The organism is Ulvibacterium sp., assembly GCF_965248315.1.
Taxonomy (GTDB): Bacteria; Bacteroidota; Bacteroidia; order Flavobacteriales; family Flavobacteriaceae; genus Ulvibacterium.
In genome coordinates this window covers 311,417-337,806 of sequence record NZ_CBDFIX010000001.1, presented here as the reverse complement: position 1 = coordinate 337,806, position 26,390 = coordinate 311,417, and the positions used below count along the sequence as shown (strand labels likewise).

Annotated in this window: 19 protein-coding genes; 9 read left to right on the top strand and 10 right to left on the bottom strand. The window is 46.5% G+C overall.

Annotation, left to right across the window (positions count from 1 at the left end):
* Positions 1-15 precede the first annotated feature (15 nt).
* Entirely contained in the window at positions 16-564 is a 549-nt protein-coding gene (locus ACP2AF_RS01500) for a ClpP family protease (protein ID WP_299529401.1), read from the bottom strand.
* A gap of 113 nt (positions 565-677) precedes the next feature.
* On the opposite strand from ACP2AF_RS01500, the gene ACP2AF_RS01495 reads away from it, so the two are divergent.
* Complete coding sequence (locus tag ACP2AF_RS01495; protein ID WP_425234475.1) at positions 678-1,358, top strand: hypothetical protein; 681 nt, start codon at positions 678-680, stop codon at positions 1,356-1,358.
* Between the two features lie 8 nt (positions 1,359-1,366).
* Here ACP2AF_RS01495 and ACP2AF_RS01490 read toward each other — a convergent pair whose 3' ends face one another.
* From ACP2AF_RS01490 to ACP2AF_RS01480, 3 genes are all read right to left on the bottom strand, one after another.
* Positions 1,367-2,521 (bottom strand): MFS transporter, encoded by a 1,155-nt coding sequence (locus tag ACP2AF_RS01490; protein WP_425234474.1) that lies wholly within the window; start codon positions 2,519-2,521, stop codon positions 1,367-1,369.
* A gap of 65 nt (positions 2,522-2,586) precedes the next feature.
* A complete protein-coding gene (kynU, locus tag ACP2AF_RS01485; RefSeq protein WP_425234484.1) occupies positions 2,587-3,867 on the bottom strand; it encodes a kynureninase in 1,281 nt (426 codons plus the stop codon).
* A 58-nt stretch (positions 3,868-3,925) separates the two neighbouring features.
* Positions 3,926-4,384, bottom strand: a complete 459-nt coding sequence (locus ACP2AF_RS01480; protein ID WP_425234473.1) for a GNAT family N-acetyltransferase — start codon at positions 4,382-4,384, stop codon at positions 3,926-3,928.
* A 52-nt stretch (positions 4,385-4,436) separates the two neighbouring features.
* Between ACP2AF_RS01480 and ACP2AF_RS01475 the strand changes: the two genes are divergently transcribed.
* Positions 4,437-5,078 carry an O-methyltransferase gene (locus ACP2AF_RS01475; RefSeq protein ID WP_425234472.1) on the top strand — a complete coding sequence of 214 codons (642 nt, stop codon included), beginning with the start codon at positions 4,437-4,439 and terminating at the stop codon, positions 5,076-5,078.
* Here the strand turns inward: ACP2AF_RS01475 and ACP2AF_RS01470 are convergent.
* The 6 genes from ACP2AF_RS01470 to ACP2AF_RS01445 form a co-directional block, all read right to left on the bottom strand.
* Positions 5,044-5,616, bottom strand: coding sequence for a phosphatase PAP2 family protein (locus tag ACP2AF_RS01470; protein WP_425234471.1), 573 nt, complete (start codon positions 5,614-5,616; stop codon positions 5,044-5,046). The two genes, ACP2AF_RS01475 and ACP2AF_RS01470, sit on opposite strands and share 35 nt — an antisense overlap.
* A gap of 8 nt (positions 5,617-5,624) precedes the next feature.
* The gene (locus ACP2AF_RS01465; RefSeq protein WP_425234470.1) at positions 5,625-5,963 is read right to left on the bottom strand and encodes a Sec-independent protein translocase subunit TatA/TatB; all 339 of its coding nucleotides are present in this window, start codon (positions 5,961-5,963) and stop codon (positions 5,625-5,627) included.
* Between the two features lie 109 nt (positions 5,964-6,072).
* Positions 6,073-8,379, bottom strand: a complete 2,307-nt coding sequence (locus tag ACP2AF_RS01460) for a M1 family metallopeptidase (protein WP_425234469.1) — start codon at positions 8,377-8,379, stop codon at positions 6,073-6,075.
* Between the two features lie 58 nt (positions 8,380-8,437).
* Complete coding sequence (locus ACP2AF_RS01455; RefSeq protein ID WP_425234468.1) at positions 8,438-8,950, bottom strand: DUF6702 family protein; 513 nt, start codon at positions 8,948-8,950, stop codon at positions 8,438-8,440.
* A gap of 493 nt (positions 8,951-9,443) precedes the next feature.
* A complete protein-coding gene (locus tag ACP2AF_RS01450; RefSeq protein WP_425234467.1) occupies positions 9,444-10,226 on the bottom strand; it encodes a carboxypeptidase-like regulatory domain-containing protein in 783 nt (260 codons plus the stop codon).
* Positions 10,213-10,959: a carboxypeptidase-like regulatory domain-containing protein gene (locus ACP2AF_RS01445; RefSeq protein ID WP_425234466.1), complete on the bottom strand. Its 747-nt coding sequence runs from the start codon at positions 10,957-10,959 to the stop codon at positions 10,213-10,215. The genes ACP2AF_RS01450 and ACP2AF_RS01445 overlap by 14 nt, the downstream gene beginning before the upstream one ends.
* Positions 10,960-11,229: 270 nt before the next feature.
* Here ACP2AF_RS01445 and ACP2AF_RS01440 point away from each other — a divergent pair, with 270 nt between their 5' ends.
* The 7 genes from ACP2AF_RS01440 (at position 11,230) to ACP2AF_RS01410 (ending at position 26,381) form a co-directional block, all read left to right on the top strand.
* Positions 11,230-15,366: a hypothetical protein gene (locus ACP2AF_RS01440; protein WP_425234465.1), complete on the top strand. Its 4,137-nt coding sequence runs from the start codon at positions 11,230-11,232 to the stop codon at positions 15,364-15,366.
* Positions 15,363-16,511 carry a gliding motility-associated C-terminal domain-containing protein gene (locus ACP2AF_RS01435; protein WP_425234464.1) on the top strand — a complete coding sequence of 383 codons (1,149 nt, stop codon included), beginning with the start codon at positions 15,363-15,365 and terminating at the stop codon, positions 16,509-16,511. The genes ACP2AF_RS01440 and ACP2AF_RS01435 overlap by 4 nt, the downstream gene beginning before the upstream one ends.
* Before the next feature lie 168 nt (positions 16,512-16,679).
* Entirely contained in the window at positions 16,680-22,772 is a 6,093-nt protein-coding gene (locus ACP2AF_RS01430; protein WP_425234463.1) for a beta strand repeat-containing protein, read from the top strand.
* Positions 22,773-22,780: 8 nt separating this feature from the next.
* Positions 22,781-23,905, top strand: coding sequence for a hypothetical protein (locus ACP2AF_RS01425; protein ID WP_425234462.1), 1,125 nt, complete (start codon positions 22,781-22,783; stop codon positions 23,903-23,905).
* 4 nt (positions 23,906-23,909) lie between these two features.
* Positions 23,910-25,076, top strand: coding sequence for a gliding motility-associated C-terminal domain-containing protein (locus tag ACP2AF_RS01420; protein WP_425234461.1), 1,167 nt, complete (start codon positions 23,910-23,912; stop codon positions 25,074-25,076).
* A 121-nt stretch (positions 25,077-25,197) separates the two neighbouring features.
* Positions 25,198-25,644 carry a GNAT family N-acetyltransferase gene (locus tag ACP2AF_RS01415; protein ID WP_425234460.1) on the top strand — a complete coding sequence of 149 codons (447 nt, stop codon included), beginning with the start codon at positions 25,198-25,200 and terminating at the stop codon, positions 25,642-25,644.
* Positions 25,645-25,646: 2 nt separating this feature from the next.
* Positions 25,647-26,381, top strand: a complete 735-nt coding sequence (locus tag ACP2AF_RS01410; protein ID WP_425234459.1) for a M15 family metallopeptidase — start codon at positions 25,647-25,649, stop codon at positions 26,379-26,381.
* Positions 26,382-26,390 lie beyond the last annotated feature (9 nt).

Sequence of the window (26,390 nt, the reverse complement as noted above, 5' to 3'; positions counted from 1 at the left end):
CCAATTGGCCCGAAACTACTCCAAAATTCCATCGACAATTCCATATGCCACAGATTCTTCGGCGCCCATCCAGTAGTCGCGATCAAAATCTTTCATAACCTTTTCGAAAGTTTGCCCGCAATTCTCAGCCAAAATCTTGGCCCCCAATTCCTTGGTCTTGATGATTTCCTTGGCCTGGATTTCTATATTGGATGCCTGGCCCCTTGCACCACCACTGGGTTGATGAATCATTACCCGGGCATGAGGCTGGATGAACCGCCTACCTTTTTCGCCCACGGACAATAAAATGGAGCCCATTGAAGCGGCAAGACCTGAACATACCGTGGAGACCGGACTTTTTATTTGTTTGATAGTATCATAAATGGCAAACCCCGATGTTACATAGCCTCCAGGACTATTGATAATCAATTGTATTTCCTTGTTATTCTGAAGATCCAGATACAAGAGACGATCAATAACGTGTTTGGCCGAATCATCGTCCACCATGCCCCATAGAAAGACTTTCCGTTCATCGAGCAATTTTTCTTGAATGGCCTGCTGTACTTTTCCTTTTTTTGAACTCATTTTTTATTTTCTTGTGAAGTGGTAAAATTAATCAAATTATTGGGAATCTTGACTCCCCTAAATGAATGAATCGACATCTGGATAAAACTGATTATCTTTGAAAAAATCAAAGTATGAAACCATATCTATATTCCTTAATAGCTGCCTTTGCGCTGATTATAAGCTGTAAAAACGAAAAAAAAACGACCCCTGCCGAAGCTGAAAAAGAATTGACCGTTTTGGAAGAATTGGCCTATGCCAACGGATTCGAGAACTGGAACAAAGTCCAAGAACTAAAATTCACCTTTAATGTGGATAGGGACACCAGTCATTTTGAACGAACCTGGATATGGAAACCAAAGATCAATGAGGTTACCGCCATAAACGCTATCGACACCATTACCTACCTCAGAAAGGACATGGATAGTGTAACCCATAAAACCAACGGGGGTTTTATAAATGATAAGTATTGGTTGATTGCCCCGATTAACATTTTATGGGACAAGAATAGCATTGATTATGACCATTCCCAAAATACTGAGGCACCAATCAGTAAAAAACCGATGCAAAAACTCACGGTGGTCTACGGTTCCGAAGGGGGGTATACACCCGGAGACGCCTATGACTTTTACTTTGGAGACGACTATATAGTAAAGGAGTGGGTGTTCCGCAAAGGAAATCAGGCAGAACCCTCATTGACTACCACCTGGGAAGATTATGTGGATATGGGCGGTCTAAAAATTGCCAAGATGCACCAAAAAGAGGATGGTAGTTTTAAACTGTATTTCACGGATGTAGCGGTAAAAACCAATTAATGGCCAAGTCAGGATTTTATCCTTTTCTTGTTCATTGTAAAGGTGGCCCCTAAAATTAGCAGCGCACAGCAGGTTAATACTATAAAACAGGCTATTAAAGAAAAACTGTCCGCCAAAAACCCTAGGATGGGTGGGGCCAGCAAAAATCCAGTATATCCCGTTCCGGCAATAAAGGACACCCCTTGGGATGAATCCACACCTTTTACGTTACCTCCTATGCGAAAAATTTCAGGGACCATTACCGAAAATCCTAAGCCACTCAATGCAAATCCGGAAATGGCCAAGTATGTATGGGTAGATAGCACCAAAGCATACCCGGCAATAACGATTAAGGTACCCAAAGATACCATTTTCACCGAACCGATTTTGGAGCTAATACCATCACCCAAGAACCGTCCCAAGGTCATGGTTATCTGAAAGCCAAGAAATCCAGCACCCCAGAGTGCTTCCGGAGCAATGCTCACCTCCTTGAGATAAAGTCCGCTCCAGTCTACAATAGCGCCTTCGCTCCCCATGGAAACAAAAGAAATTAATCCCAATAACAATAAAGGCCTAAATAGTTTTAGGCTAAAAGGCTCCTTCTCTACGGGAGCCGCTGTTATATTCTTATAGCCGCTATAGAAAAAAAGGTTTACCAAAAACACCAGGGCAATGGCCATACCCATATGTAAAGCGGGGTTGCCCAATGGACCTATGAGAAAGCTCCCCAAGCCTGCCAAGACACCTCCTAAACTGAAAAAACCGTGAGAGGCGGACATGAATTTCGTCCCATCCTCCTTTTCCAATTCGGTAACCAAAGTGTTCATGGCTATATCCGTAAAGCCATTAGTGGCACCAAAAAGGAATAAGGCGGCCATAAGTGTGTAATAACTTGGGGCAATAATGGGCAGTATACCGGTTAAACAAATGAGTAGCACACCATACCCGGTGGCCTTACCTACGCCTATCCTATTTATTATCGTGGAGGCTATTGGAAATATGGTGAAAACCCCAAGGGATAGAAAAAAAATGGCGATTCCCAATTGGGCCTTATCAATACCTAAACTCTCCTTTACCGTAGGAATATATATAGCCCATGTTCCAAATAAAATATTTAAGCTGGCAAAAACCCAAGCAGGACCAAAATAACGGGCATTGGAAAGAATGAGTACTAGGGATTTCATCTACGGTCGGTACTATTAAAGGTTGGCGGTTTGTAATCGACGGCAAAGCTACTAAAAACCCACAACTATCCATTACTGATTCCAGAGAGAATGCCCTGTTTCAATAATTGCCCAAATTGGTACATATCCGTAAAAGAACAGTAAAAGGGTGCGGGCGCCAAACGAATGACATTAGGTTCCCGCCAATCCACAATTACGCCATTTTCCATCAGAAAATTAAAAAGGGGTCGCCCCTGCCCGTGCAACAGAACCGATAATTGACAACCTCTGTCCAAAGGGGTGATAATCTCAAAAGTACTATCCACTTCCTTGTCAATTTCCTTTAAAATAAATTCGAGGTAAGTGGTTAACCGATTCCTTTTTTCGATTAGAGCGGTCATCCCCACTTCATTGAACATTTCCAAAGAAGCCAAATAAGGGGCTAGAGCGAGAACAGGTGGGTTGCTTACTTGCCAGGCATCTGCATTGGGCATAGGTTCAAATTGAGGTTTCATTAAAAAACGGGTTTCTTTTTTGGTACCCCACCAGCCTTCTAACCTGGAGATAGTATCTTTTCCCAAATGCCTTTCATGTATAAAGATACCTGAAGCGTTACCCGGACCGCTGTTCATGTATTTATAGCTACACCACGCAGCAAAATCCACATCCCAACTATGTAACTCCAGTTCCACGTTTCCTACAGCGTGGGCAAGGTCCCACCCTACTTTTGATCCCACAGACCTTCCGGCCTGGGTTATGGCCTGTATATCAAAGAATTGTCCATTGTAGTAGTTTACACCTCCTATGAGTATTAAGGCCAGTTCATCCCCGATTTCTTCAACTTTTGAAAGGATATCCTCAGTTCGCCAAAAGTGCTCCCCATCTCTCTTTTTTACCTCCACAATGGCCGCTTCCGGATCCAGACCATGCCATCTGACTTGACTCTGTAGCATATATTGGTCCGAAGGAAAGGCCTTTTCCTCACACAAAATCTTAAATCTTTCCGGAGTAGGCATATAAAAAGAAACCATCAAAAAATGAAGGTTCACGGTAAGCGTATTCAAAACGCATACTTCCTCTGGCCTTGCCCCAACAACCTTTGCCAAGGGTTCGGCCAGCCTTTCATGATAATCCCACCAAGGTTTGTCAGCTCGAAAATGGCCTTCGACGGCCAATTCCTTCCAATCCGTCATAATCTCATCAATGTACCTTTGGGTGCGCTTGGGTTGTAACCCAAGGGAGTTGCCTGTAAAATAAATGACTTCCTTGCCATTTACTTTAGGGAAATAAAATTCGTCTCGATAGGGTCCAAGAGGATCCTCGGCATCTAATTTTTGGGCAAATTCAAGGGAGTTGTCGAACAACATACTAATTTTTTTCAAAACTACGACTTCAAAAAAGATATTGAAAAAGGGTCTAGCATAATTAAGTTAAGCGCATCTCAATAATATGCCTTTTAAAGCCAAACTTTTCATAAGCCCTAAGAGCTCCGGGATTATCTTCATAGACGGTAAGACGAATTTCCGTCAAGTCCTTGGAAATGGCCCAATCCTTTAAGGCGGAAAGAATCTTTTGATTTACTCCCCTCCCTCGAAACTCAGGATCTGTATACATAAAACCTAAGTAGGCATAGTATTTATGGTCTAAGTAATGTCTGGCCCTTTTTGCCATACCATAGCCGGACGCCACAATCCTATCCTCGTACTCCGCCACAATTACGGCAACATCCTTATCCAATATCATGGATTCCAAGTCGTAATAATGTACAGGGTCTTTTTTAATGGTGGGATCTAAAGGCCTTTCCGCTTGTATTACCCCCTGTTCAAATTTTTGGAGAACCGGCAAATCACTTAACAAGGCAGGTCGTATGTTAATTCCATCCATTTTTTATTCTTTTTGATTTCAAGGTAATCCATATTTTTGTTAAAACCATTTTATGCACTTTTTATCTCCCATATTGGAAGAATATATCGCGGCCCATTCCCAGGAAGAGCCGAAAGTATTACAAGAACTCACGCGTGAGACCCATCTTAAAGTAGTAAGACCCCGTATGTTGACAGGTCATTTTCAAGGTAGGGTGCTGAGCCTACTGTCAAAAATAATCCGTCCCCAAAACATTTTGGAAATAGGTACCTATACGGGCTATTCGGCCATCTGTTTGGCAGAGGGCCTCTCCAGTCAAGGGAAACTGCATACCATAGATAAAAATGAAGAATTATACGAGATACAAAGACGTTATTTTGATAAAAGTGGGTTCGGGGATAAAATTTTACAGCATACCGGAGATGCCCTGGAAATTATACCGGAATTGGATATTGTTTTTGATTTGGTGTTCATTGATGCGGAAAAATTGGACTACCCTGCTTATTTTGAAGCCGTTCTTAAGAAAACACGGTCTGGAAGTGTTATTTTATCGGACAACGTACTATGGTCCGGTAAGGTAGTAGATCCGTTAGACCCCAAGGATAAAACCACAAAGGTAGTATTGGATTATAACAGGAAATTAAAGGAAGATTCACGGATAGAAACCGCACTTTTGCCCATTAGGGACGGGCTAACTTTAAGTAGGGTACTATAAACCTAACATAAACCGCATAAAAAAGAAAGGCCGACAAGATTCCGACCATTGCACCCACGATAATATCAACGGGATAATGCACCCCAACATATATACGACTTAAGGCAAAGAGCAATGGCCAAACATAGAAAAGCCAGCACCACTTAAATCTATTCCTAAGAAAAAGCACAACCAGTGTAGTAACGGAAAACGAGCTTGCCGCATGTCCCGAAAAAAAACTATAAGTTATCGGAGTTTTTAGAATCCGTATTAAAGTATTGACCTCCGGGTCATTATTGGGCCGTAACCGGGCTACGTACTCCTTAGTTAAATCTGTGGCAGTGGTAATAAAAAACACCAGAGCAATTACGGTGAAAGTAACAAAAAGTGCCTCCCGTTTCGGGTATTTAAGGTAAATGATAATAAAAAAAAGCACGAACAACGGAATCCAAGTGGATATATTGGTAACCGTAGACCAAAAAAGGTCGTATTCTTCTATTCCGAGATTATTGAGGTAAATGAAAGTGTCCCTATCCCACTGAAGAATCTTTTCGAGCATAAGTGCAACTATTGTCGCTTGATGGTGCCCGTAACCTCATCCACACTTTTTTTCACATCACCCAACTCCTTTTTAATTCCATCACCCAAGTTAGTGCTGACACTGTTTTTCACATCATCAATATCTTTTTTGATATCCGATACCAAGCTGGTATCTATACCCTGTTTTTCCGCACTTCTCTGAATTTCTTGCTTGATATCTTCCGTGGCATCCTTTAATTGTCTCATGCCCTTCCCCAATCCTTTGGCAATGCCCGGAATTTTATCGGCTCCGAAAACCATGACCACGATAAACATGATGAAGAATATCTCACCTCCGCTTATGAACAAAAAGTGTAAAACATGCATACTACAAATATAGTCAAGTTTGGATAGCAATTGAAAAGACCCTCAAGGTTTCCTGTCCAAAAGATGAGCCAATTACTTGCAGCCAAGTGAATATATGGTTTTTTGTAGCCTATTTTCCCTTGATGTTCTCCTTAAATTTATCAAAGTCGGACTTTTCCTCTTTTTGAGGCCATGAATTATTGGTTAAGTCTATGTCCGCGGTTTCCATTTTTGGATCTACAACCACGCCCACCAATTCCTTTTCAGAAGCAATGACCCTGCTGACCTCGTCATCATTTTTCCTCCATATTTCCGCGGGATATGTGATGTTCTCCTTACTTCCGTCAGCATAGGTATATTCCACGATCAACGGCATGGGAATACCCCCTGGCTTGTCAAAAGTGATTTCATAGAAATATTTGGGCTTGTTTACGAGGTCTCTTTCCTCGGCACTCATCTTGTCCATTAGAAACTCTTTGAGGGGCATGGAATTTTGCGAAGCTTCCTTCCCCATTAAGTCCTTGTCAAAATCATCACTATCTTCCTCGGCCAGAAAAACCAGAGGCAGCAAATCAGCCTCGGTAATATTCCTTTCTGCCATATACTCACGCATCTTTTTTGTAGGGCCATTATTTACAAAATATTTTTTCATACCCTTTACACCAATATCCACATAATCCGTGGTATAGAACCAAGATCTCCAATACCAATCCAAATCCACGGCTGAGGCATCCTCCATAGTCCGGAAAAAGTCCTCCGGAGTGGGATGCTTAAACTTCCAACGTTGCGCATAGGTTTTGAAGGCATGGTCAAAAAGTTCTCGGCCCATAATGGTCTCCCGAAGAATGTTTAAGGCCGTTGCAGGTTTGCCATAAGCATTCGGACCTAGTTGGTATACATTTTCAGGATTGGACATAATGGGTGCCAATGTACTTTGGTCTCCCGCCATATATGGAACCACTTTATGCGGTGCTCCCCTTTTGGACGGGTAAGTATCATGACCCACTATTGCCTCTGGATATCGCTCTCCGAATTCCTGCTCCGCCATATACTGCATAAAAGTGTCCAAACCTTCATCCATCCAACCCCATTGCCGTTCATCGGAATTTACGATCATAGGGAAAAAGTTATGGCCTACCTCATGTATAATTACACTGATCATTCCAAATTTCACCTTGTCCGAGTAAGAACCATCGGTATTTGGACGACCATAGTTCCAACATATCATGGGATACTCCATACCCTGATTTTTGGCATGTACCGAAATGGCTTTTGGATAGGGGTAATCAAACGTGTGATCGGAATAGGATTTCAAGGTATGGGCCACCGCTTTGGTAGAATATTCTTCCCATAATGGATTGCCTTCCTTGGGATAAAGCGAAACAGCCATAACGTCCCTGTTGTTCATTTTAACGGCCTGCATATCCCAAATGAACTTGCGGGATGTAGCAAAACCATAATCCCTTACATTTTTTGCTTTGAAGCGCCAAGTTTTCTTTTTTTCAGAGAACCCCTTTTCCGCTGCCTCGGCTTCTTCCTGGGTAACGATTACTACAGGCTTGTCATAAGACTTTTTTGCTTGGTCATAGCGTTTCATCATCTCTCTGGAGAATACTTCTTTTCGGTTCTGCAAAGTTCCTGTAGCATCCAGCACATGATCCGCAGGTACGGTAATGTTCACCTCATAATCCCCAAAGGGCAAAGCAAACTCACCGTTTCCCCAAAACTGATGGTTCTGCCATCCCTCAACATCGCTATAAACGGCCATTCTTGGAAAAAACTGGGCAATAACGTAGGCCCTGTTCCCGTCTTTTGGAAAATACTCATAACCAGATCTTGACCGGTTCACGGTATGGTCGGGAATATTATAGTTCCATTTAATGGAAAAGGAGATCTGTTCCTTGCTCTTTAGCGGTTGGGGAAGATCTATCCGCAGCATTGTTTGATTAATGGTGTACGGCAATGGCCTCCCATTGGCATCCTTTACAAATTCAATATTGAAGCCGCCATCAAAAGGCTCGGATACATACTTTTTCACAAAGTCTTCTACCCTCTCGGCTTGGGCAATTTTTGTTTCATTTCGTAAGGCGGATTTGGTATCCTTGGTCCGTACATTTTGATCCACTTGTAACCAAAGGTATTCCAAGACGTCCGGGGAATTGTTGGTGTAGGTTATGGTCTCTTCACCATGTATTCTGGCATTCTTATCATCCAATTCAATATCCATGACATAATCTGCCTGTTGTTGATAGTAATCCGGACCGGGAGCACCGGAAGCCGATCGATACGTATTTGGCGTGGCAAACTCTTCATAGAGCTGCTTAAACTTGTTCTGGTTATAATGACCCGGTTCACGGTTCTCATTACTATCTTGCGCGAGCAGCGTTCCTCCATGAAGTGAGAACATTGCAGCTAAGCCAAAGGAAATAATTTTCATTCTTGTTTAATTTAAAAGCGCGGAAGTTAAACTTTTTTTGGGTTTAGAAGGAAAAATGTTACAAATTTAACATTCCGTTAGTATCTGACTTGGTAAGTACAAAGCTTTTTTTGTTTCCATCCACCCGAAAGTGGACTATGTTCTGCTGTTCATCGAACAAATCCGTGAGTACTTCGTTCCGAATACGTATACTACTTTTATTTTTTAAATCGATTTTGGGTATTTCCAAATAACATATGACCACATCATTGTCGTATTTTTTGCCCAAAAACTCATAGATCATATCTTCATCGTCTATCTGAACGGCAAATTTCGTTTTTAGGTATCTTTCAATAAATGTATTGGCGGTCTCGGATTCCTTGTCGGTTGCCAGATGCCCCTTAAAATCATAACGCTCTTCCAAGACACTTTCGAGGTCGTCGATGAAAATCCGGCAAGTTATCTGTAGGGCGTCCTCCTTTTCCGAATACCCAATGTTAGTGACGCTTACATAAAATTTATGTGCCATAACGAAGGCGAATAGGGGCAGGATCAATAGAAAAAGTCCTTTCTTAAGAATTTTCGTTTTCATACTTCAAAAATAAGCAAACCATATGCCAAAATGGTATTTTGGATTTGGTGTTTGGTTCCGGTTGAAGGTTTCTGGTTATTTATCACTTATGATTGTACCCTTCACCGTTTACCGCTCGCAGCCCATTGTTCACTGTTCACTGTTCACTGTTTACTGTTTACTGTTTACTGTTTACCAGAAGTTAAGTTTTTGGACTTTGAGATTTGATGCTTCGACTGCCTGCCCGAAAACGTTCAGGCGGGTGCTCAGCATAACATTTTTGGTGCTTCAATCCCAGCCCGACACGACATAGCGGTTAGCCGTTCATTGTTAATTGTTTACTGATTACTGATTACTGATTACTGATTACTGATTACTCATTACTGATTACTGATTACTGATTACTGATTACTGATTACTGATTACTGATTACTGATTACTGATTACTGATTACTGATTACTAAAAGTTAAGCTTTCAAATTTTGATGCTTCGACTTCATCCAGCATCTTAAAATTAATCCAATTCATTGTTACTTCGATAATACTTACTTTTTTTTCGCATGTATTCCCATATCTTTAACCGGTCATGGGTGTTTACGATTGCCTGAAAAGTAGAATCTACTTCACAGAAATACATAAAATCGGGTATGTTTTCTTCAGGTATTTTCAAATCCTTTACAAAAAGGGAGTCAGGATAAAATTCCCGAACCCTTTGGGTGCGTTCATATTTTGCATTTCGTTTTAGTCGCTGTTTCAGCATTTTGGTACGCCCGGAAATAGCATTCAAGATGGGGTTTATTGGAACTAGACCCCCTCCAGTAGTGGCTTCATGAAACTTTCGTTCGGCTTGTGAAGGGGGCTTCACGTAGGCATTGGGCAATCCCAAGGTAGAAGCGGTGACCACAGGTTTTGTATCCAGGTTGTTCAAATCCGTACCCACATCACCGGACAAATTGTAGAGGCGTACCACCACTTCATCCAATTCCGTAAGTGTTTCTTCCAAAGGGACCAAGAGCAAGGTGCTTTTGAAAATTTTTGCGGTCACAACAATTTCCTTGCGTTTGTACTGAATGGCAGAAAATACCAAGGTATCATTGAGTTTGACCGAAATGGAAAAAAATCCATTTACATCGGTTATGGTGGCCTTTTGAGCCGTAATATTCAATACATGGGTAGCCGCCACGTCCCCGTCTTTGCTATACACCCTTCCTTCCAATCTTTTGGAAAAAAGGGATTGGGCTTCCATGGCAATGGAGCATAAAAGAAAACCTATAAGAAGTGTACTACTTCCCTTCATCCAAGGACTTACGGAATGTTTGGCTATGGGTCACCAGAAAATCGATCAACTGAAATTCGTTGTCTTTTCGCAGTAAGGATTGCGCCGGCATTTGGGAATCACAATAAAGCAAGAAGGCATCAATCTTATCCTGGGGCAGCTTTAGATCCAATACAAAGAACTCGTCATCGTAGATCTGTCGTAAGGCTTCGCTCACCTTTAGCCTAGGTCTATCTTCTTCTTCTGCCTTGCCGGACTTCAACAACGCCCTAAAAATATTGGCAATATTGAGGCCGTCCCGCATTCCGCGATCCGTTTGCGACATGGCTATATTCTCAACCTCTGTGGAACGGTCTATTTCGTATTCAAAGCCTTTGAGTTGCTCGTTCTTGAGTTCCAGATAACGTTCTTGGTTCTCGGGGGACAGTACTACCTCGTCCAGCTCCGTAACTTTTTCGTTTACCTCTACCACCAAACGGTTGCGTTCAAGTATTTCATCGGTAATCTTTACAATCTGTAATTGATAGTTTACCGCTGTAAACACCAATTCGTCACCTTCTTTGACCCGGATGGCAAACTCGCCATTGTCATTGGTGATCGTGGCCCGCTCCGATGTGGTATTGATTACATTTTCATTAACAACACTACTGTTGCGATAGAGCACCTTTCCTCTAAGAATTGTACGCGTGTCATCCTGCGTAAATCCAACGTTTACAAAAAAAATACAAAGGAACAGGGATACCAGGAGTTTCATTATAGTTTTTTTAAGAAAGATAAAGAAAGTATAACTTATCCTCATAAAAAAACGGACGTCTCTAAACTTTTGTTAATTTACGGGAATCTGACATTTTTATCAGGAACGATTGTCGTGGTTTTAATACATCCGCGCTAGCTCGGAGCACTTTTCCGAACATTGTTTTCACTTTACCCTAATACCCGCGCATTTTAACCGCTAAAGTTAGGTATGTAGGTAGATAATTTTATTTTTGTTAGTCCCGCCGATCACGGCGTAAAGTGTCTTCCTATGAAAGCGAACATAGTGCTCCTGTCCATTGGCCTTCTCGTCTGTAGTCTAGCGAACGGTCAGATTAAAATTGGGGATAATCCTCAGAATATAGACCCCGCTTCTGTGCTGGAATTGGAAAGCGACTCACGGGTTTTGGTCATTACCCGGATCAATACGCAACAAATGGAAAATATTGTTCCCAATCCTGGGGCATTGGTATACAATACGGACACCCAATGCATCCATTATTTTGATGGTGTACAGTGGGCCAATTTGTGTGATTCCGCAGACCTTACATTTACCACGGATCCGATAGAAAACGATTTGAGTACCATTTTCATAACACGAAATGACGATATTATCAATTTGGAAGTAGCCCCCAACAGTATCCGTACCGAACAGATCGTAAACGGTGGTGTTAATGGGGTGGATATCCAGGACAATTCCATTGGCCCCAATAAATTGGCAGATGATGCCGTGGGTAGGGACGAGCTTTCCGAAAATGCGGTAGGCGTGGATGCCTTGGCGGTAGACGAGTTTAATTTGGGTGATTTTGCAAACACCCCAGGTTTTATTACCGGGGCGGATATTGTTAGCAATGACCCGGACAATGCCATTACGGATAGCGGCGGGGCCTTTTATGATGATGGTGTTTTGGAAGCTGACATAAACACTAATGCCAATGCAATAATCTTAAAAGAAGATGCGGCCAACAAATCTAATGACGTTGCCCTAGGTAACTCTGCTGTTCTTTTCCCCACACAAAATGCGGTAAAGACCTATGTAGATGCTACCGTAGGCGGCTCTGCACAGACCATAGTAAGTGCAAATACCCCAAACTCCATAGTTGCAGGTACGGATGGCGGAGCCTTGTTCAATGCAGTTCCCTTACAGACCGGAATAGCAACCAATGCGACCAACTTAACGAATCATATTGCCAATGATGATACGGATGACACCAACGAACTGACAAATTTGGCTTTCGATGGCACGACAAACATACTTACATTGACCAGACCAGCCACAATTGGTAATCAGGTTGATTTAAGTGCTTTGGCAGGAGGAGGGGCTGATGGTGTCGTTTCCAATGTCGCTCTGAACACAACGGATTTAGTGTTTACAGGTGCCAATGGAGGGTTTAATGGTACTGTTGATCTTTCTTCACTTGGGGGAGGGGGTGCCGATGGTGTAGTTTCCAATGTTGCCTTGAACATAACAGATCTCGTGTTTACAGGTGCTAATGGAGGGTTTAATGGATCCGTGGATCTTTCTTCGCTTGGTGGAACCGGGGCCGACGGGGTGGTGACAGGGGTAGCATTGAATGGAACAGATCTAGAATTCTCAGGAACTGCACCTGGATTTATCGGGACTGTACCTATAGGCAGTATAGACACTACACTGGATGAGGCGGCGGTAGATGCATTTGTGAATAACAATGGGTATCTAACTGTTGAATTGGATGATGACCCTACCAACGAACTTGAAATTCCAGGTGGAGATACCAACGGTCAAGTTTTAAGTTCCCTTGGGGGTGGTGTATATACATGGGCTACAATCACAGGAGGTGGTGGCATCGATACTAATGATTTTATCACAGGAGGCAACCTTAATATAGAGAATTTGGAGCTAACGGGAACTGGTGGTGCAGGAGCAATTATCGACCTTTCCGCCTTCGCTCTGGATACGGACATTGTGCCTGCTACCATTGTGAGTACCGACACACCCAATTCGATTGTGCCGGGAGCGGATGGTGGGGCATTATATGACGATCCAGATGCAGATCCAAGCAATGAGATACAGGCTTTTACCTCAATCGATGGTTCCGTTACTATCACTCCTGTAGGAATTAATGACTTCGATTTATCTGTGCCTGCTGGCTCCGACAATCAGAACTTGGGGGCGGCAACGCTCGCAGGGAGCGACCTGACCATAAACATAGAGGACGGGAACCCCACAACGGCCGACCTCTCGGCTCTGGCCACAGACCTTGAACTGGCCGCAGCCATCACCGCATCGGAGGGACTCGACAACGACACCGACGACCAGAACGAGATACAGGCCATTACCTCCACGGACAACTCGGTGACCATTGTACAGACAGGCGACGACTTCGACCTATCAGTGCCAGGAGGGGGAACGGACAACCAGAACCTGGGGGCGGCAACGCTCGCAGGGAGCGACCTGACCATAAACATAGAGGACGGGAACCCCACAACGGCCGACCTCTCGGCTCTGGCCACAGACCTTGAACTGGCCGCAGCCATCACCGCATCGGAGGGACTCGACAACGACACCGACGACCAGAACGAGATACAGGCCATTACCTCCACGGACAACTCGGTGACCATTGTACAGACAGGCGACGACTTCGACCTATCAGTGCCAGGAGGGGGAACGGACAACCAGAACCTGGGGGCGGCAACGCTCGCAGGGAGCGACCTGACCATAAACATAGAGGACGGGAACCCCACAACGGCCGACCTCTCGGCTCTGGCCACAGACCTTGAACTGGCCGCAGCCATCACCGCATCGGAGGGACTCGACAACGACACCGACGACCAGAACGAGATACAGGCCATTACCTCCACGGACAACTCGGTGACCATTGTACAGACAGGCGACGACTTCGACCTATCAGTGCCAGGAGGGGGAACGGACAACCAGAACCTGGGGGCGGCAACGCTCGCAGGGAGCGACCTGACCATAAACATAGAGGACGGGAACCCCACAACGGCCGACCTCTCGGCTCTGGCCACAGACCTTGAACTGGCCGCAGCCATCACCGCATCGGAGGGACTCGACAACGACACCGACGACCAGAACGAGATACAGGCCATTACCTCCACGGACAACTCGGTGACCATTGTACAGACAGGCGACGACTTCGACCTATCAGTGCCAGGAGGGGGAACGGACAACCAGAACCTGGGGGCGGCAACGCTCGCAGGGAGCGACCTGACCATAAACATAGAGGACGGGAACCCCACAACGGCCGACCTCTCGGCTCTGGCCACAGACCTTGAACTGGCCGCAGCCATCACCGCATCGGAGGGACTCGACAACGACACCGACGACCAGAACGAGATACAGGCCATTACCTCCACGGACAACTCGGTGACCATTGTACAGACAGGCGACGACTTCGACCTATCAGTGCCAGGAGGGGGAACGGACAACCAGAACCTGGGGGCGGCAACGCTCGCAGGGAGCGACCTGACCATAAACATAGAGGACGGGAACCCCACAACGGCCGACCTCTCGGCTCTGGCCACAGACCTTGAACTGGCCGCAGCCATCACCGCATCGGAGGGACTCGACAACGACACCGACGACCAGAACGAGATACAGGCCATTACCTCCACGGACAACTCGGTGACCATTGTACAGACAGGCGACGACTTCGACCTATCAGTGCCAGGAGGGGGAACAACGGTATCGGTGAATTCACCTTTAACAGGTGATGGTAGTGGGGGCAGTCCTTTGGGAATAGCCAATAATGGAATCACATCAGCCCTAATTGCCGTTGGCGCCATACAGGGAAGTTTTGGTGGTACTAGCGTGATTATACCTAATACTATCGGCCAAGGCGATATAGCAAACAATGCCATTGGACCAGGTGAGATTCAATCGGATGCTGTTTCCTCTGACGAAATTGATGATGATAGCATTACAAATGCTGACATAAATACTGGTGCAGGAATAGAGGGAACTAAAATCGCCCCAAACTTTGGTAATCAGAATATCACAACCAGTGGTAACCTATCAATTACTGGCGCTGGAACGGTTACGGTGCAAGGTAACCTAGAACACCCAGATTACGTTTTTGAAAAATATTTCAGAGGATATTCCAACATTTATCCAAATTATGACTTTGAGGATTTATCAACAATTGAACGTTTTGTAAAAAAGAACTTTCATTTACCGGGTCTGCAGTCAGCAAAAGAAATTAAAAATCAAGGGTTTTGGGATCTTGGAGAAGCATCTCGAATCAACCTAGAGAAAATCGAAGAACTCTTCCTCCATACCATAGCCCAGGAAAAGAAGATCGAGCAGCTTCAAAACGAAAAAGACTCGCTGTCCCAAGAAGTCCAGACGTTACGGAAGGATATCCAACAAATAAAGGCCCTACTCAAAACCAACAAAAGTAAAAAGTGAGGAAAACCCTTTATATACTCGCACTTGTAAGTACCCTAGGGGTAGCGGCCCAGACCGCCCTCTATAACAGTGGCAATATCCGTATCCACCAAGAAGGGCAACTAGGCTTTCATACGGATCTGATCAATGATTCCACCTTTGACGAAAATCTAGGACTGGCCGGATTTTATGGTGGTGCCCCCCTTACCGTTTCCGGAGCCTTTATTCCCTTGTTTTTTGATGTGGAACTGGCCAATGATAATGGGGTATTGCTCCAAGTGGGACTGGACAATGCCAACAATACCAATTTTATCTCCGGGGATTTTTTAACCCCCCGTAATCAGAGTGATGTTACTTATAATTTTTTGCCCGATGCCTTTTATGTCGGGGAGGGAAACTTCTCCAAGGTCAACGGCTATGCCGAGGTCATCAGTCAACAAAACTTTACCTTCCCTATCGGTGATAATCAACAATTACGACCCTTAATCTTAAATTCCGAAGGAGTCAATCCCTCTGCGAAATGCGCTTATTTTTTAGAAGACCCCAATAACCCGACCTCCTTTAATGAAGGTTTTGATACGGAAAACAGGCCCAGGGATATGGGTGCCATTAGCACCGTGGAGTTTTGGCGTCTGGTGGGCAATGTGTCCTCAACCATTAGCATCAGTTGGAACGAACGTAGTAATATGGCCGCGTTGACCGATGATGTCGGCACAGTAGTCCCTGTGGGATGGAACAAAAGTACAGGGCGCTGGGAAAGACTGGGAGAAGGTGGCGCTGTTGGAGATCTTGATCAAGGTTTTGTAGTATCCGCCCCGTTTATTCCCGATAACTATGAAATCCTCACCTTTGGAGTTTTGGGAGAACCCACGGACATACTCGATCTGGATAATTACCTGATTACACCTAATGGCGATGGCTTAAACGATTTTTTGACCATTCCCGAGCTGGAACAATCGCCCAACAATATCCTTCGGATCTATGACCGGAATGGGTTAAAGGTATTCGAGAAAAGGAACTACGTAAATGAGTTTAACGGATTTTCCAATGTGGATAATATGGTCATTGCCCGGGAAAAAGGACTCCCGATCGGAATCTATTTTTACATTGTTTCCATGGAAGACTTAAATCTTGATTTTCAAGGGTTTTTGTACCTTTCCCGCTAACAAAATTATTCTATCCTACCTCGTTGAAGTGTCATTTTATGGGGTAATTTGCCGGGACTACCCAATTCACAACATTTTATAGCAACTACACAACATTTTAGAAACCTCCATCCCTTTGTCCTGTAATTTTACAGGCAATTATACCATTGACCCCCAAATTATAGCCAAATGGACTTTAAAAAACTCGGATGGATACTACTACTTATAAGCGTTAATTTCGCAACCGCACAGGTAAAAATAGGAGAAAACCCGAATACCATCAACGGGGCCTCCATCGTTGAGCTCGAAAGTACGGACAAAGCTTTGGTACTTACCCGGGTCTCCACTTCACAAATGCAAAGTATTGTGCCTCTTCATGGGGCCATGGTTTACAATACCGATACCCAATGTATCCATTATTTTAATGGCGGGCAATGGAACAATCTCTGTGATGGCTCCGGTAAAATCGGAAGTTTTTCATTTGTAGATAATGGCAATGGGACATATACTTTAAATGATGGTGATGGAGGTACAATTACCTTTAATGGTGCTGCCGAGACCACAAGTACTCTGGTGGATAATTTTGATGGAACCTATACCTATACCAACGAAGAGGGAAACCAGACACTGATCTCTTTTTCTGCGACGGATAATCAAAACTTAGAATCTGCTACGATAGATGGAAATGATATCTTGACCATTGCTATTGAAAATGGCAATGATGCTTCAGTAGATTTAAGCGGATATGATACTAGTGTACAAACTTCTGCCAATGCAACGGACATCACCGACCTGCAGAACGGACAGGCCACGCAGGACGCGGCCATAGCGCTCAACACCGCCAAGACCGGGATCACCCCCGCTCAGGCAACCGTCATAGCCAACACCTCGGGGACCAATACCGGAGATCAGGACATTTCCGGAATCGCGGTAAACGCAACTAACATCGCCACGAACGTTTCCGACATCACCGACCTGCAGAACGGACAGGTAACCCAGAACGCGGCCATAGCGCTCAACACGGCCAAGACCGGGATCACCCCCGCACAGGCAACCGTCATCGCCAACACCTCCGGGACCAATACCGGAGATCAGGACATTTCGGGAATAGCGGTAAACGCCACTAACATCGCAACCAACGTTTCCGATATCGGCACCAATGCCACCGACATCACCGACCTGCAGAACGGACAGGCCACCCAGGATGCGGCCATAGCGCTCAACACCGCCAAGACCGGGATCACCCCGGCACAGGCAACCGTCATAGCCAACACCTCAGGGACCAATACCGGCGATCAGGACATTTCGGGAATCGCTACCAATGCAACGGATATCGCAACAAACGTTTCCGATATCACCGACCTGCAGAACGGGCAGGCTACTCAGGACGCGGCCATAGCGCTCAACACGGCCAAGACCGGGATCACCCCCGCTCAGGCAACCGTCATAGCCAATACCTCAGGGACCAATACGGGGGACCAGGACATTTCGGGAATCGCTACCAATGCAACGGATATCGCAACCAACGTCTCCGACATCACCGACCTACAGAACGGACAGGCAACCCAGGACGCGGCCATAGCGCTCAACACGGCCAAGACCGGGATCACCCCGGCACAGGCAACCGTCATAGCCAACACCTCAGGGACCAATACCGGCGATCAGGACATTTCCGGAATCGCTACCAATGCAACGGATATCGCAACAAACGTTTCCGATATCGGCACCAATGCCACCGACATCACCGACCTGCAGAACGGGCAGGCAACGCAGGACGCGGCCATAGCGCTCAACACCGCCAAGACCGGGATCACCCCCGCTCAGGCAACCGTCATCTCCAATACCTCAGGGACCAATACCGGGGACCAGGACATTTCCGGAATCGCGGTAAACGCCACCGACATCACCGACCTACAGAACGGGCAGGCCACCCAGGACGCGGCAATCGCACTTAACACCGCCAAGACCGGGATCACCCCGGCACAGGCAACCGTCATAGCCAACACCTCAGGGACCAATACAGGAGATCAGGACATTTCCGGAATAGCTGTAAATGCCACCGACATCACCGACCTACAGAACGGACAGGCCACCCAGGACGCGGCAATCGCGCTCAACACCGCCAAGACCGGGATCACCCCGGCACAGGCAACCGTCATAGCCAACACCTCAGGGACCAATACAGGAGATCAGGACATTTCCGGAATCGCGGTAAACGCAACGGACATCGCAACCAACGTTTCCGATATCACCGACCTGCAGAACGGGCAGGCAACCCAGGACGCGGCCATAGCGCTCAACACCGCCAAGACCGGGATCACCCCCGCTCAGGCAACCGTCATCTCCAATACCTCAGGGACCAATACCGGGGACCAGGACATTTCCGGAATCGCGGTAAACGCCACCGATATCACCGACCTACAGAACGGACAGGCCACCCAGGACGCGGCAATCGCACTTAACACCGCCAAGACCGGGATCACCCCTGCTCAGGCAACCGTCATAGCCAACACCTCAGGGACCAATACCGGCGATCAGGACATTTCCGGAATCGCTACCAATGCAACGGATATCGCAACAAACGTTTCCGATATCGGCACCAATGCAACGGACATCACCGACCTACAGAACGGACAGGCCACACAGGACGCGGCAATCGCACTTAACACCGCCAAGACCGGGATCACCCCCGCACAGGCGACCGTCATAGCCAACACCTCGGGGACCAATACCGGGGATCAGGACATTTCCGGAATCGCGGTAAACGCCACCGATATCACCGACCTACAGAACGGACAGGCCACCCAGGACGCGGCAATCGCGCTCAATACGGCCAAGACCGGGATCACCCCCGCACAGGCCACTATCATAGCCAATACCTCGGGGACCAATACCGGCGATCAGGACATTTCTGGAATCGCTACCAATGCAACGGACATCACGGACCTACAGAACGGGCAGGCCACCCAGGATGCGGCCATCGCGCTCAACACCGCCAAGACCGGGATCACCCCTGCACAGGCGACCGTCATAGCCAATACCTCGGGGACCAATACCGGCGATCAGGACATTTCCGGAATAGCGGTAAACGCCACTGACATCACCGACCTACAGAACGGGCAGGCCACTCAGGACGCGGCCATAGCGCTCAACACCGCCAAGACCGGGATCACCCCTGCACAGGCCACCGTCATCGCCAATACCACAGGGACCAATACCGGGGACCAGGACATTTCCGGAATCGCGGTAAACGCAACGGACATCGCCACGAACGTCTCCGATATCACCGACCTACAGAACGGACAGGCAACCCAGGACGCGGCCATAGCGCTCAATACGGCCAAGACCGGGATCACCCCTGCGCAGGCAACCGTCATAGCGAACACCTCGGGGACCAATACAGGAGATCAGGACATTTCGGGAATCGCTACCAATGCAACGGACATCGCCACGAACGTTTCCGACATCACCGACCTGCAGAACGGGCAGGCCACCCAGGACGCGGCAATAGCGCTCAACACCGCCAAGACCGGGATCACCCCGGCGCAGGCAACCGTCATCGCCAATACCTCGGGGACCAATACCGGAGATCAGGATATTTCGGGAATCGCTACCAATTCAACGGACATCGCCACGAACGTTTCCGACATCACAGACCTGCAGAACGGACAGGCAACCCAGGACGCGGCCATAGCGCTCAATACCGCCAAGACCGGGATAACCCCCGCTCAGGCCACTATCATAGCCAATACCTCGGGGACCAATACCGGAGATCAGGACATTTCGGGAATCGCTACTAATGCAACGGACATCGCCACGAACGTTTCCGACATCACAGACCTACAGAACGGACAGGCCACCCAGGACGCAGCCATAGCGCTCAATACGGCCAAGACCGGGATCACCCCCGCTCAGGCCACCGTCATCGCCAATACCACAGGGACCAATACCGGGGACCAGGACATTTCGGGAATCGCTACTAATGCAACGGACATCGCCACGAACGTTTCCGACATCACAGACCTACAGAACGGACAGGCCACCCAGGACGCAGCCATAGCGCTCAATACGGCCAAGACCGGGATCACCCCCGCTCAGGCCACCGTCATCGCCAATACCACAGGGACCAATACCGGGGACCAGGACATTTCGGGAATCGCGGTAAACGCCACCGACATCACCGACCTGCAGAACGGACAGGCCACCCAGGATGCGGCCATAGCGCTCAACACCGCCAAGACCGGGATCACCCCGGCACAGGCAACCGTCATAGCCAACACCTCAGGGACCAATACCGGGGACCAGGACATTTCGGGAATCGCTACTAATGCAACGGACATCGCCACGAACGTTTCCGACATCACAGACCTACAGAACGGACAGGCCACCCAGGACGCGGCAATCGCACTTAACACCGCCAAGACCGGGATCACCCCGGCTCAGGCAACCGTCATAGCCAACACCTCAGGGACCAATACAGGAGATCAGGACATTTCCGGAATAGCTGTAAATGCCACTAACATCGCCACGAACGCCACCGACATCACCGACCTGCAGAACGGACAGGCAACACAGGACGCGGCAATCGCACTTAACACCGCCAAGATCGGGATCACCCCGGCTCAGGCAACCGTCATAGCCAACACCTCAGGGACCAATACCGGGGACCAGGACATTTCGGGAATCGCTACCAATGCAACGGATATCGCAACAAACGTTTCCGATATCGGCACCAATGCCACCGACATCACCGACCTGCAGAACGGACAGGCAACACAGGACGCGGCAATCGCACTTAACACCGCCAAGACCGGGATCACCCCCGCTCAGGCCACTATCATAGCCAATACCTCGGGGACCAATACCGGAGATCAGGACATTTCGGGAATCGCTACCAATTCAACGGACATCGCCACGAACGTTTCCGACATCACAGACCTACAGAACGGGCAGGCCACCCAGGATGCGGCCATAGCGCTCAATACGGCCAAGACCGGGATAACCCCCGCTCAGGCCACTATCATAGCCAATACCTCGGGGACCAATACCGGCGATCAGGACATTTCCGGAATCGCGGTAAACGCCACCAACATCGCCACTAACGTTTCCGATATAACCGACTTGCAGAACGGACAGGCCACCCAGGACGCGGCAATCGCGCTCAATACGGCCAAGACCGGGATCACCCCGGCGCAGGCAACCGTCATCGCCAACACCTCCGGGACCAATACAGGAGATCAGGACATTTCGGGAATCGCTACCAATGCAACGGACATCACGGACCTACAGAACGGGCAGGCCACCCAGGATGCGGCCATAGCGCTCAATACGGCCAAGACCGGGATAACCCCCGCTCAGGCCACTATCATAGCCAATACCTCGGGGACCAATACCGGCGATCAGGACATTTCCGGAATCGCGGTAAACGCCACCAACATCGCCACTAACGTTTCCGATATAACCGACTTGCAGAACGGACAGGCCACCCAGGACGCGGCAATAGCGCTCAATACGGCCAAGACCGGGATCACCCCTGCTCAGGCGACCATCATAGCCAATACCTCAGGGACCAATACCGGCGATCAGGACATTTCTGGAATCGCTACCAATGCAACGGACATCACGGACCTACAGAACGGGCAGGCCACCCAGGATGCGGCAATAGCGCTCAATACGGCCAAGACCGGGATAACCCCCGCTCAGGCCACTATCATAGCCAATACCTCGGGGACCAATACCGGCGATCAGGACATTTCGGGAATCGCTACCAATGCAACGGACATCGCCCTTAAAGAAAATAGTGCCAACAAATCGACCGACGGAACACTTTCAGGTAATTCGGATGTGGACTTCCCAACCGAACAGGCCGTAAAAACTTATGTTGATACAGAGGTGGGAGCTATTAATACTGTAGGAGCTGAAACCAATAATAGCATTTCGGCCGGTGCCAATGGCGGAGCCTTTTATGAAAGTCCCATCAAAGCATTTGGAAAAATTGGTTCTAACGGAAGCGTTGTAAGAGCTACCACAGGCGTAACCTCGACAAGACTAAGTACGGGTCGTTATCGTGTCACGTTGCCAACAGGAATGGTATCGGATGCTAACTACATCATACAACTGACCCAGCCAGGAAGAGGTGGTGCTGGTAATGATGATCCCGGCATCTCTTACTCCAATCAAACGTCAACGAGTTTTGAAGTGATTGTTGGCGACAATGATAATGGTGGAACCGACAGAAGTCGTTTCAACTCAGAGTTTATGTTCACCGTATTGGATTTATAAGCGTATACATGAGAAAACTTTATGTCATATTAGTTGTATGGTCGTATTGGAATATATCCAATGCCCAAATCGATGGTACCTTGTTGATGGGGCTTACCAACGCCACGACCAGCGAAATGAATACGGTTTCAAACCCTGTTACCGGCTCATTACTATATAACACAACGGAACAAAGTGTGTTCCAATACAATGGTAGTACTTGGGAAAGTATAAGCAATACTTCAGGTTCCTGGAATATGAGCGGTAATTCGGGAACATTGGCCACTACTGACTTTATTGGGACGACCGATACGCAAGACTTTGTCCTGCGCTCCAACAACGTAGAAAAGCTGAGATTGGTTCAGAACAAAGGCCAAGTTTTGGTCAATCAGGCCCCTTCATTTAATGACCATCCTTTGGTGATACGTGCCAATGGGGTTGATGTACTCGCCTTTCAAGACAATACGGGTACGGCCAGGTGGCATTGGAATCTTTTGGGAAACGGGCTGAACTTTGTGGAGTCGAACGTTGCGGACTACCGCCTTTTTCTGGAAAACGGAGGCCAAGTGGGAATCAATACCAACACCCCTTCCGAGCAGCTTGATGTAAATGGTACTGCGAGAATACGAACCTTGGGAGCAGCCACAAATACAGATGATATTTTGGCCGTAAATGCATCAGGGGTTCTACAAAGATCTAAAATCAATTTTGGAGGCCGTTGGACCAACTCCAATACAAGTACCAATTTAAATGTAAACAACACAATAGCTCCAATATTTGGAACGCAGGATTATGCCGATGACGGAACCGATTTATACGAGGTAAGCGGAAATACGTTAGTTATAAAGGAATCGGGCAGATATGATATTCGAGCAAATTTATCTTTGGTCGGCATTAATTCTGGAAACAATAGACAAAGAACCAACGTCAATGCACGCATTGCCGTAAACGGAACGCCGGTTGGGGCGATAGCCGCTTCGGGATATATCCGATGGGCCAGCGGCCATGACCATTCGAGTATTCACCTAAACGAAATTCTGCAATTAAACACTAATGATGTGGTCTCCATTATCACATATAGGGAAGCCAATTCCGGTACCGTGAATTTTAGTGGTGCCGACGAATCTAGTTTTATGATCAATAAACTGCGATAACACTATGAGGATAAAGGCATTTATAGTTTCCTTTTGTTTTTGCATTGGTCTGTATGCCCAGGATGCCGTACACAATTATGGCGCCCTTCAATTGCATGACGGTACATCGGTCGGATTTCACTTAAATCTTATTAATGATGGGGATTTGAATCAAGACTTTGGTCTCGTCGGTTTTTATGCAGAAAATGAGAGCCTGGATGTTTCTGGGAACCGGACCCCGGTTTTTTTCGATACCGAAATCGCAGTGGATAACGGATTACTTTTAAATGTTCCCATTTACATTTCCAATAATGTAAATTTTGTTTCGGGCCACATTATTACCCCAAAAAATGACACCGATTTTTTTCTGAACTTTTTAGACAATGCCTTTTACGTCGGAGAAAACGATGTTTCCATGATAGATGGCTATGCGGCGGCAACAAATACGGATAGCTTTGTTTTTCCGGTGGGTGATGACAATAGGTTGCGTACACTGCAAATAGAATCAGTAGCCACGAACGCCTTGGTAAAATGCGCCTATTTTAAAGAAGACCCCAATACCTCCCAATCCTTGGGCAAGGGCTTTAGCACTACACAAAAAGCCACATCCTATGTTTCGATCAGCCAACGGGAATTTTGGAAGTTGGAAAGTGCCATGCCTTCACGGGTAACCCTTACCTGGGATGCCCATAGCAATATTAATGCTTTGGGGGAATTCATCAGCGATATAAAAGTGGTGGGATGGAGCAAGACGGAAAACCAATGGGTAAATCTTGGAAATACAAGAGTAGAGGGAAGTATGGCCTCGGGATCCGTAACCTCAGAGGAATTTATTCCCAATGATTATGAAATAATTACGATTGGAGGAAACGATGATCTTACGGAAACTTTTCAAACAATAGAACTGGATAACTATTTTCTTACACCTAACGGGGATGGCAAAAACGATTTTCTTGTCCTCGAAGGGATTGAAAATTCTCCCAATAATACCATGCAAATTTTTGACCGTTACGGGGTGCTGGTCTATTCAAAAACCAACTATAACAACGAGTTTAATGGATTATCCAATCAAGGGGCCATAGTAAACAAAAATGCAGGACTGGCTTCGGGAGTATATTTCTATATCATTACTATGAACGACCTACGACAAAAACACCAAGGGTATTTGTACGTTTCTTCCACCAAGAGATAAAAGCAGATTTAAAATCTCTCTGTTTTTTGAAATCCAAAAATTCATTTCCTAACAAATAAAGGGATTAATTGGTTAATTTTAGAGGTAGTTAAGAGGAAGTCCCAAATGAATAGGTTTTACAATGCACGGTTTTAAAGTCGAAGAAATTAAAGCAGAGGATACCTATCCGGTCAGACATTCGGAACTTAGAAAAGGAAGGCCGTTGGAGGAATGTAAATTTGTAGGGGACGAAATAAAGACTACCATCCATATTGGGGGATTTTATCAGAACCAATTGATTGCCGTAGCTACCTTTTTAAAACAAGATCATACGGATTATGATTTCCAAAATGCCTACCAACTTCGTGGTATGGCAGTAGTACAAGAGTACCATAAAAAGGGTTTTGGAAAAATACTCCTTACCTTTGCGGAAACACAGCTTTTGCGGAAATCGATACGCTGTATTTGGATGAACGCGAGAATTAGTGCCATAGCTTTTTACAAAAAGCTGGGATATAATACCGTTGGCGATGTTTTTGAAATTCCAAAAATAGGCGCACACTATGTAATGTTCAAAAAGTTAAATTAACCATGGAGCGAAGATCTTTTATTAAAAAAAGTGGCCTTTCCGGTTTGGCCCTTTCATTAATGCCCAATTTGGGCTTAAGCAAAGAATTTGAATATTCCATTTTAGAACTCATGGGCAAAGTGGATATTCAACTTTACGGGAAGGGTATCAATCTAAGGAAGAAGGCACATGATGCCTTTGTAGAGATGAAAAAGGCCGCCTATAACGATGGGATAGACCTAAAAATTGTATCTAGTTATCGTGATTTTTACCGCCAAGAAGGTATTTGGGAGCGTAAGTTTCTAAGATATACAGAAGATGATGGTATGGAACCATTGGAGGCCATTGACAAGATTATCGAATACTCTACCATTCCAGGGACGAGCAGACATCATTGGGGTACCGATATTGACATCACAGATGGTTACCGTAAGGTGGAGGGGGATGTACTGGATCCTTCCAAGTTTGAAAACAACGGTCCCTTTGTAGATTTGAAAAAATGGATGGACGAAAACTCCAATGACTATGATTTTTATTTGGTCTACACTGACAATCCTGGGAGAAGAGGTTTTAAGTATGAACCCTGGCATTACAGCTACGCCCCCATATCCATCCCTATGTTGACCGAATTCCGAAGAAAGAATATTTTAAAATTACTTCAAGAAGAAGATTTTATAGGAAGCGAGCATTTCACCAATGGATTTCTCAAAAATTACATCCAGGATAATATTTTGGATATTAATCCAACTCTTTTATAAGTTTTTTGG

Excerpts from the sequence above, each read along its gene's own strand:
- ACP2AF_RS01490 (WP_425234474.1), bottom strand. The coding sequence starts at position 2,521 with ATGAAATCCCTAGTACTCATTCTTTCCAATGCCCGTTATTTTGGTCCT.
- ACP2AF_RS01455 (WP_425234468.1), bottom strand. The coding sequence starts at position 8,950 with ATGAAAACGAAAATTCTTAAGAAAGGACTTTTTCTATTGATCCTGCCC.
- ACP2AF_RS01460 (WP_425234469.1), bottom strand. The coding sequence starts at position 8,379 with ATGAAAATTATTTCCTTTGGCTTAGCTGCAATGTTCTCACTTCATGGA.
- ACP2AF_RS01445 (WP_425234466.1), bottom strand. The coding sequence starts at position 10,959 with ATGAAACTCCTGGTATCCCTGTTCCTTTGTATTTTTTTTGTAAACGTT.
- ACP2AF_RS01420 (WP_425234461.1), top strand. The coding sequence starts at position 23,910 with ATGAGGATAAAGGCATTTATAGTTTCCTTTTGTTTTTGCATTGGTCTG.
- ACP2AF_RS01500 (WP_299529401.1), bottom strand. The coding sequence starts at position 564 with ATGAGTTCAAAAAAAGGAAAAGTACAGCAGGCCATTCAAGAAAAATTG.
- ACP2AF_RS01465 (WP_425234470.1), bottom strand. The coding sequence starts at position 5,963 with ATGCATGTTTTACACTTTTTGTTCATAAGCGGAGGTGAGATATTCTTC.
- ACP2AF_RS01450 (WP_425234467.1), bottom strand. The coding sequence starts at position 10,226 with ATGAAGGGAAGTAGTACACTTCTTATAGGTTTTCTTTTATGCTCCATT.
- ACP2AF_RS01410 (WP_425234459.1), top strand. The coding sequence starts at position 25,647 with ATGGAGCGAAGATCTTTTATTAAAAAAAGTGGCCTTTCCGGTTTGGCC.
- ACP2AF_RS01430 (WP_425234463.1), top strand. The coding sequence starts at position 16,680 with ATGGACTTTAAAAAACTCGGATGGATACTACTACTTATAAGCGTTAAT.
- ACP2AF_RS01440 (WP_425234465.1), top strand. The coding sequence starts at position 11,230 with ATGAAAGCGAACATAGTGCTCCTGTCCATTGGCCTTCTCGTCTGTAGT.
- ACP2AF_RS01475 (WP_425234472.1), top strand. The coding sequence starts at position 4,437 with ATGCACTTTTTATCTCCCATATTGGAAGAATATATCGCGGCCCATTCC.
- ACP2AF_RS01425 (WP_425234462.1), top strand. The coding sequence starts at position 22,781 with ATGAGAAAACTTTATGTCATATTAGTTGTATGGTCGTATTGGAATATA.
- ACP2AF_RS01415 (WP_425234460.1), top strand. The coding sequence starts at position 25,198 with ATGCACGGTTTTAAAGTCGAAGAAATTAAAGCAGAGGATACCTATCCG.
- ACP2AF_RS01495 (WP_425234475.1), top strand. The coding sequence starts at position 678 with ATGAAACCATATCTATATTCCTTAATAGCTGCCTTTGCGCTGATTATA.
- ACP2AF_RS01480 (WP_425234473.1), bottom strand. The coding sequence starts at position 4,384 with ATGGATGGAATTAACATACGACCTGCCTTGTTAAGTGATTTGCCGGTT.
- kynU (WP_425234484.1), bottom strand. The coding sequence starts at position 3,867 with ATGTTGTTCGACAACTCCCTTGAATTTGCCCAAAAATTAGATGCCGAG.
- ACP2AF_RS01470 (WP_425234471.1), bottom strand. The coding sequence starts at position 5,616 with ATGCTCGAAAAGATTCTTCAGTGGGATAGGGACACTTTCATTTACCTC.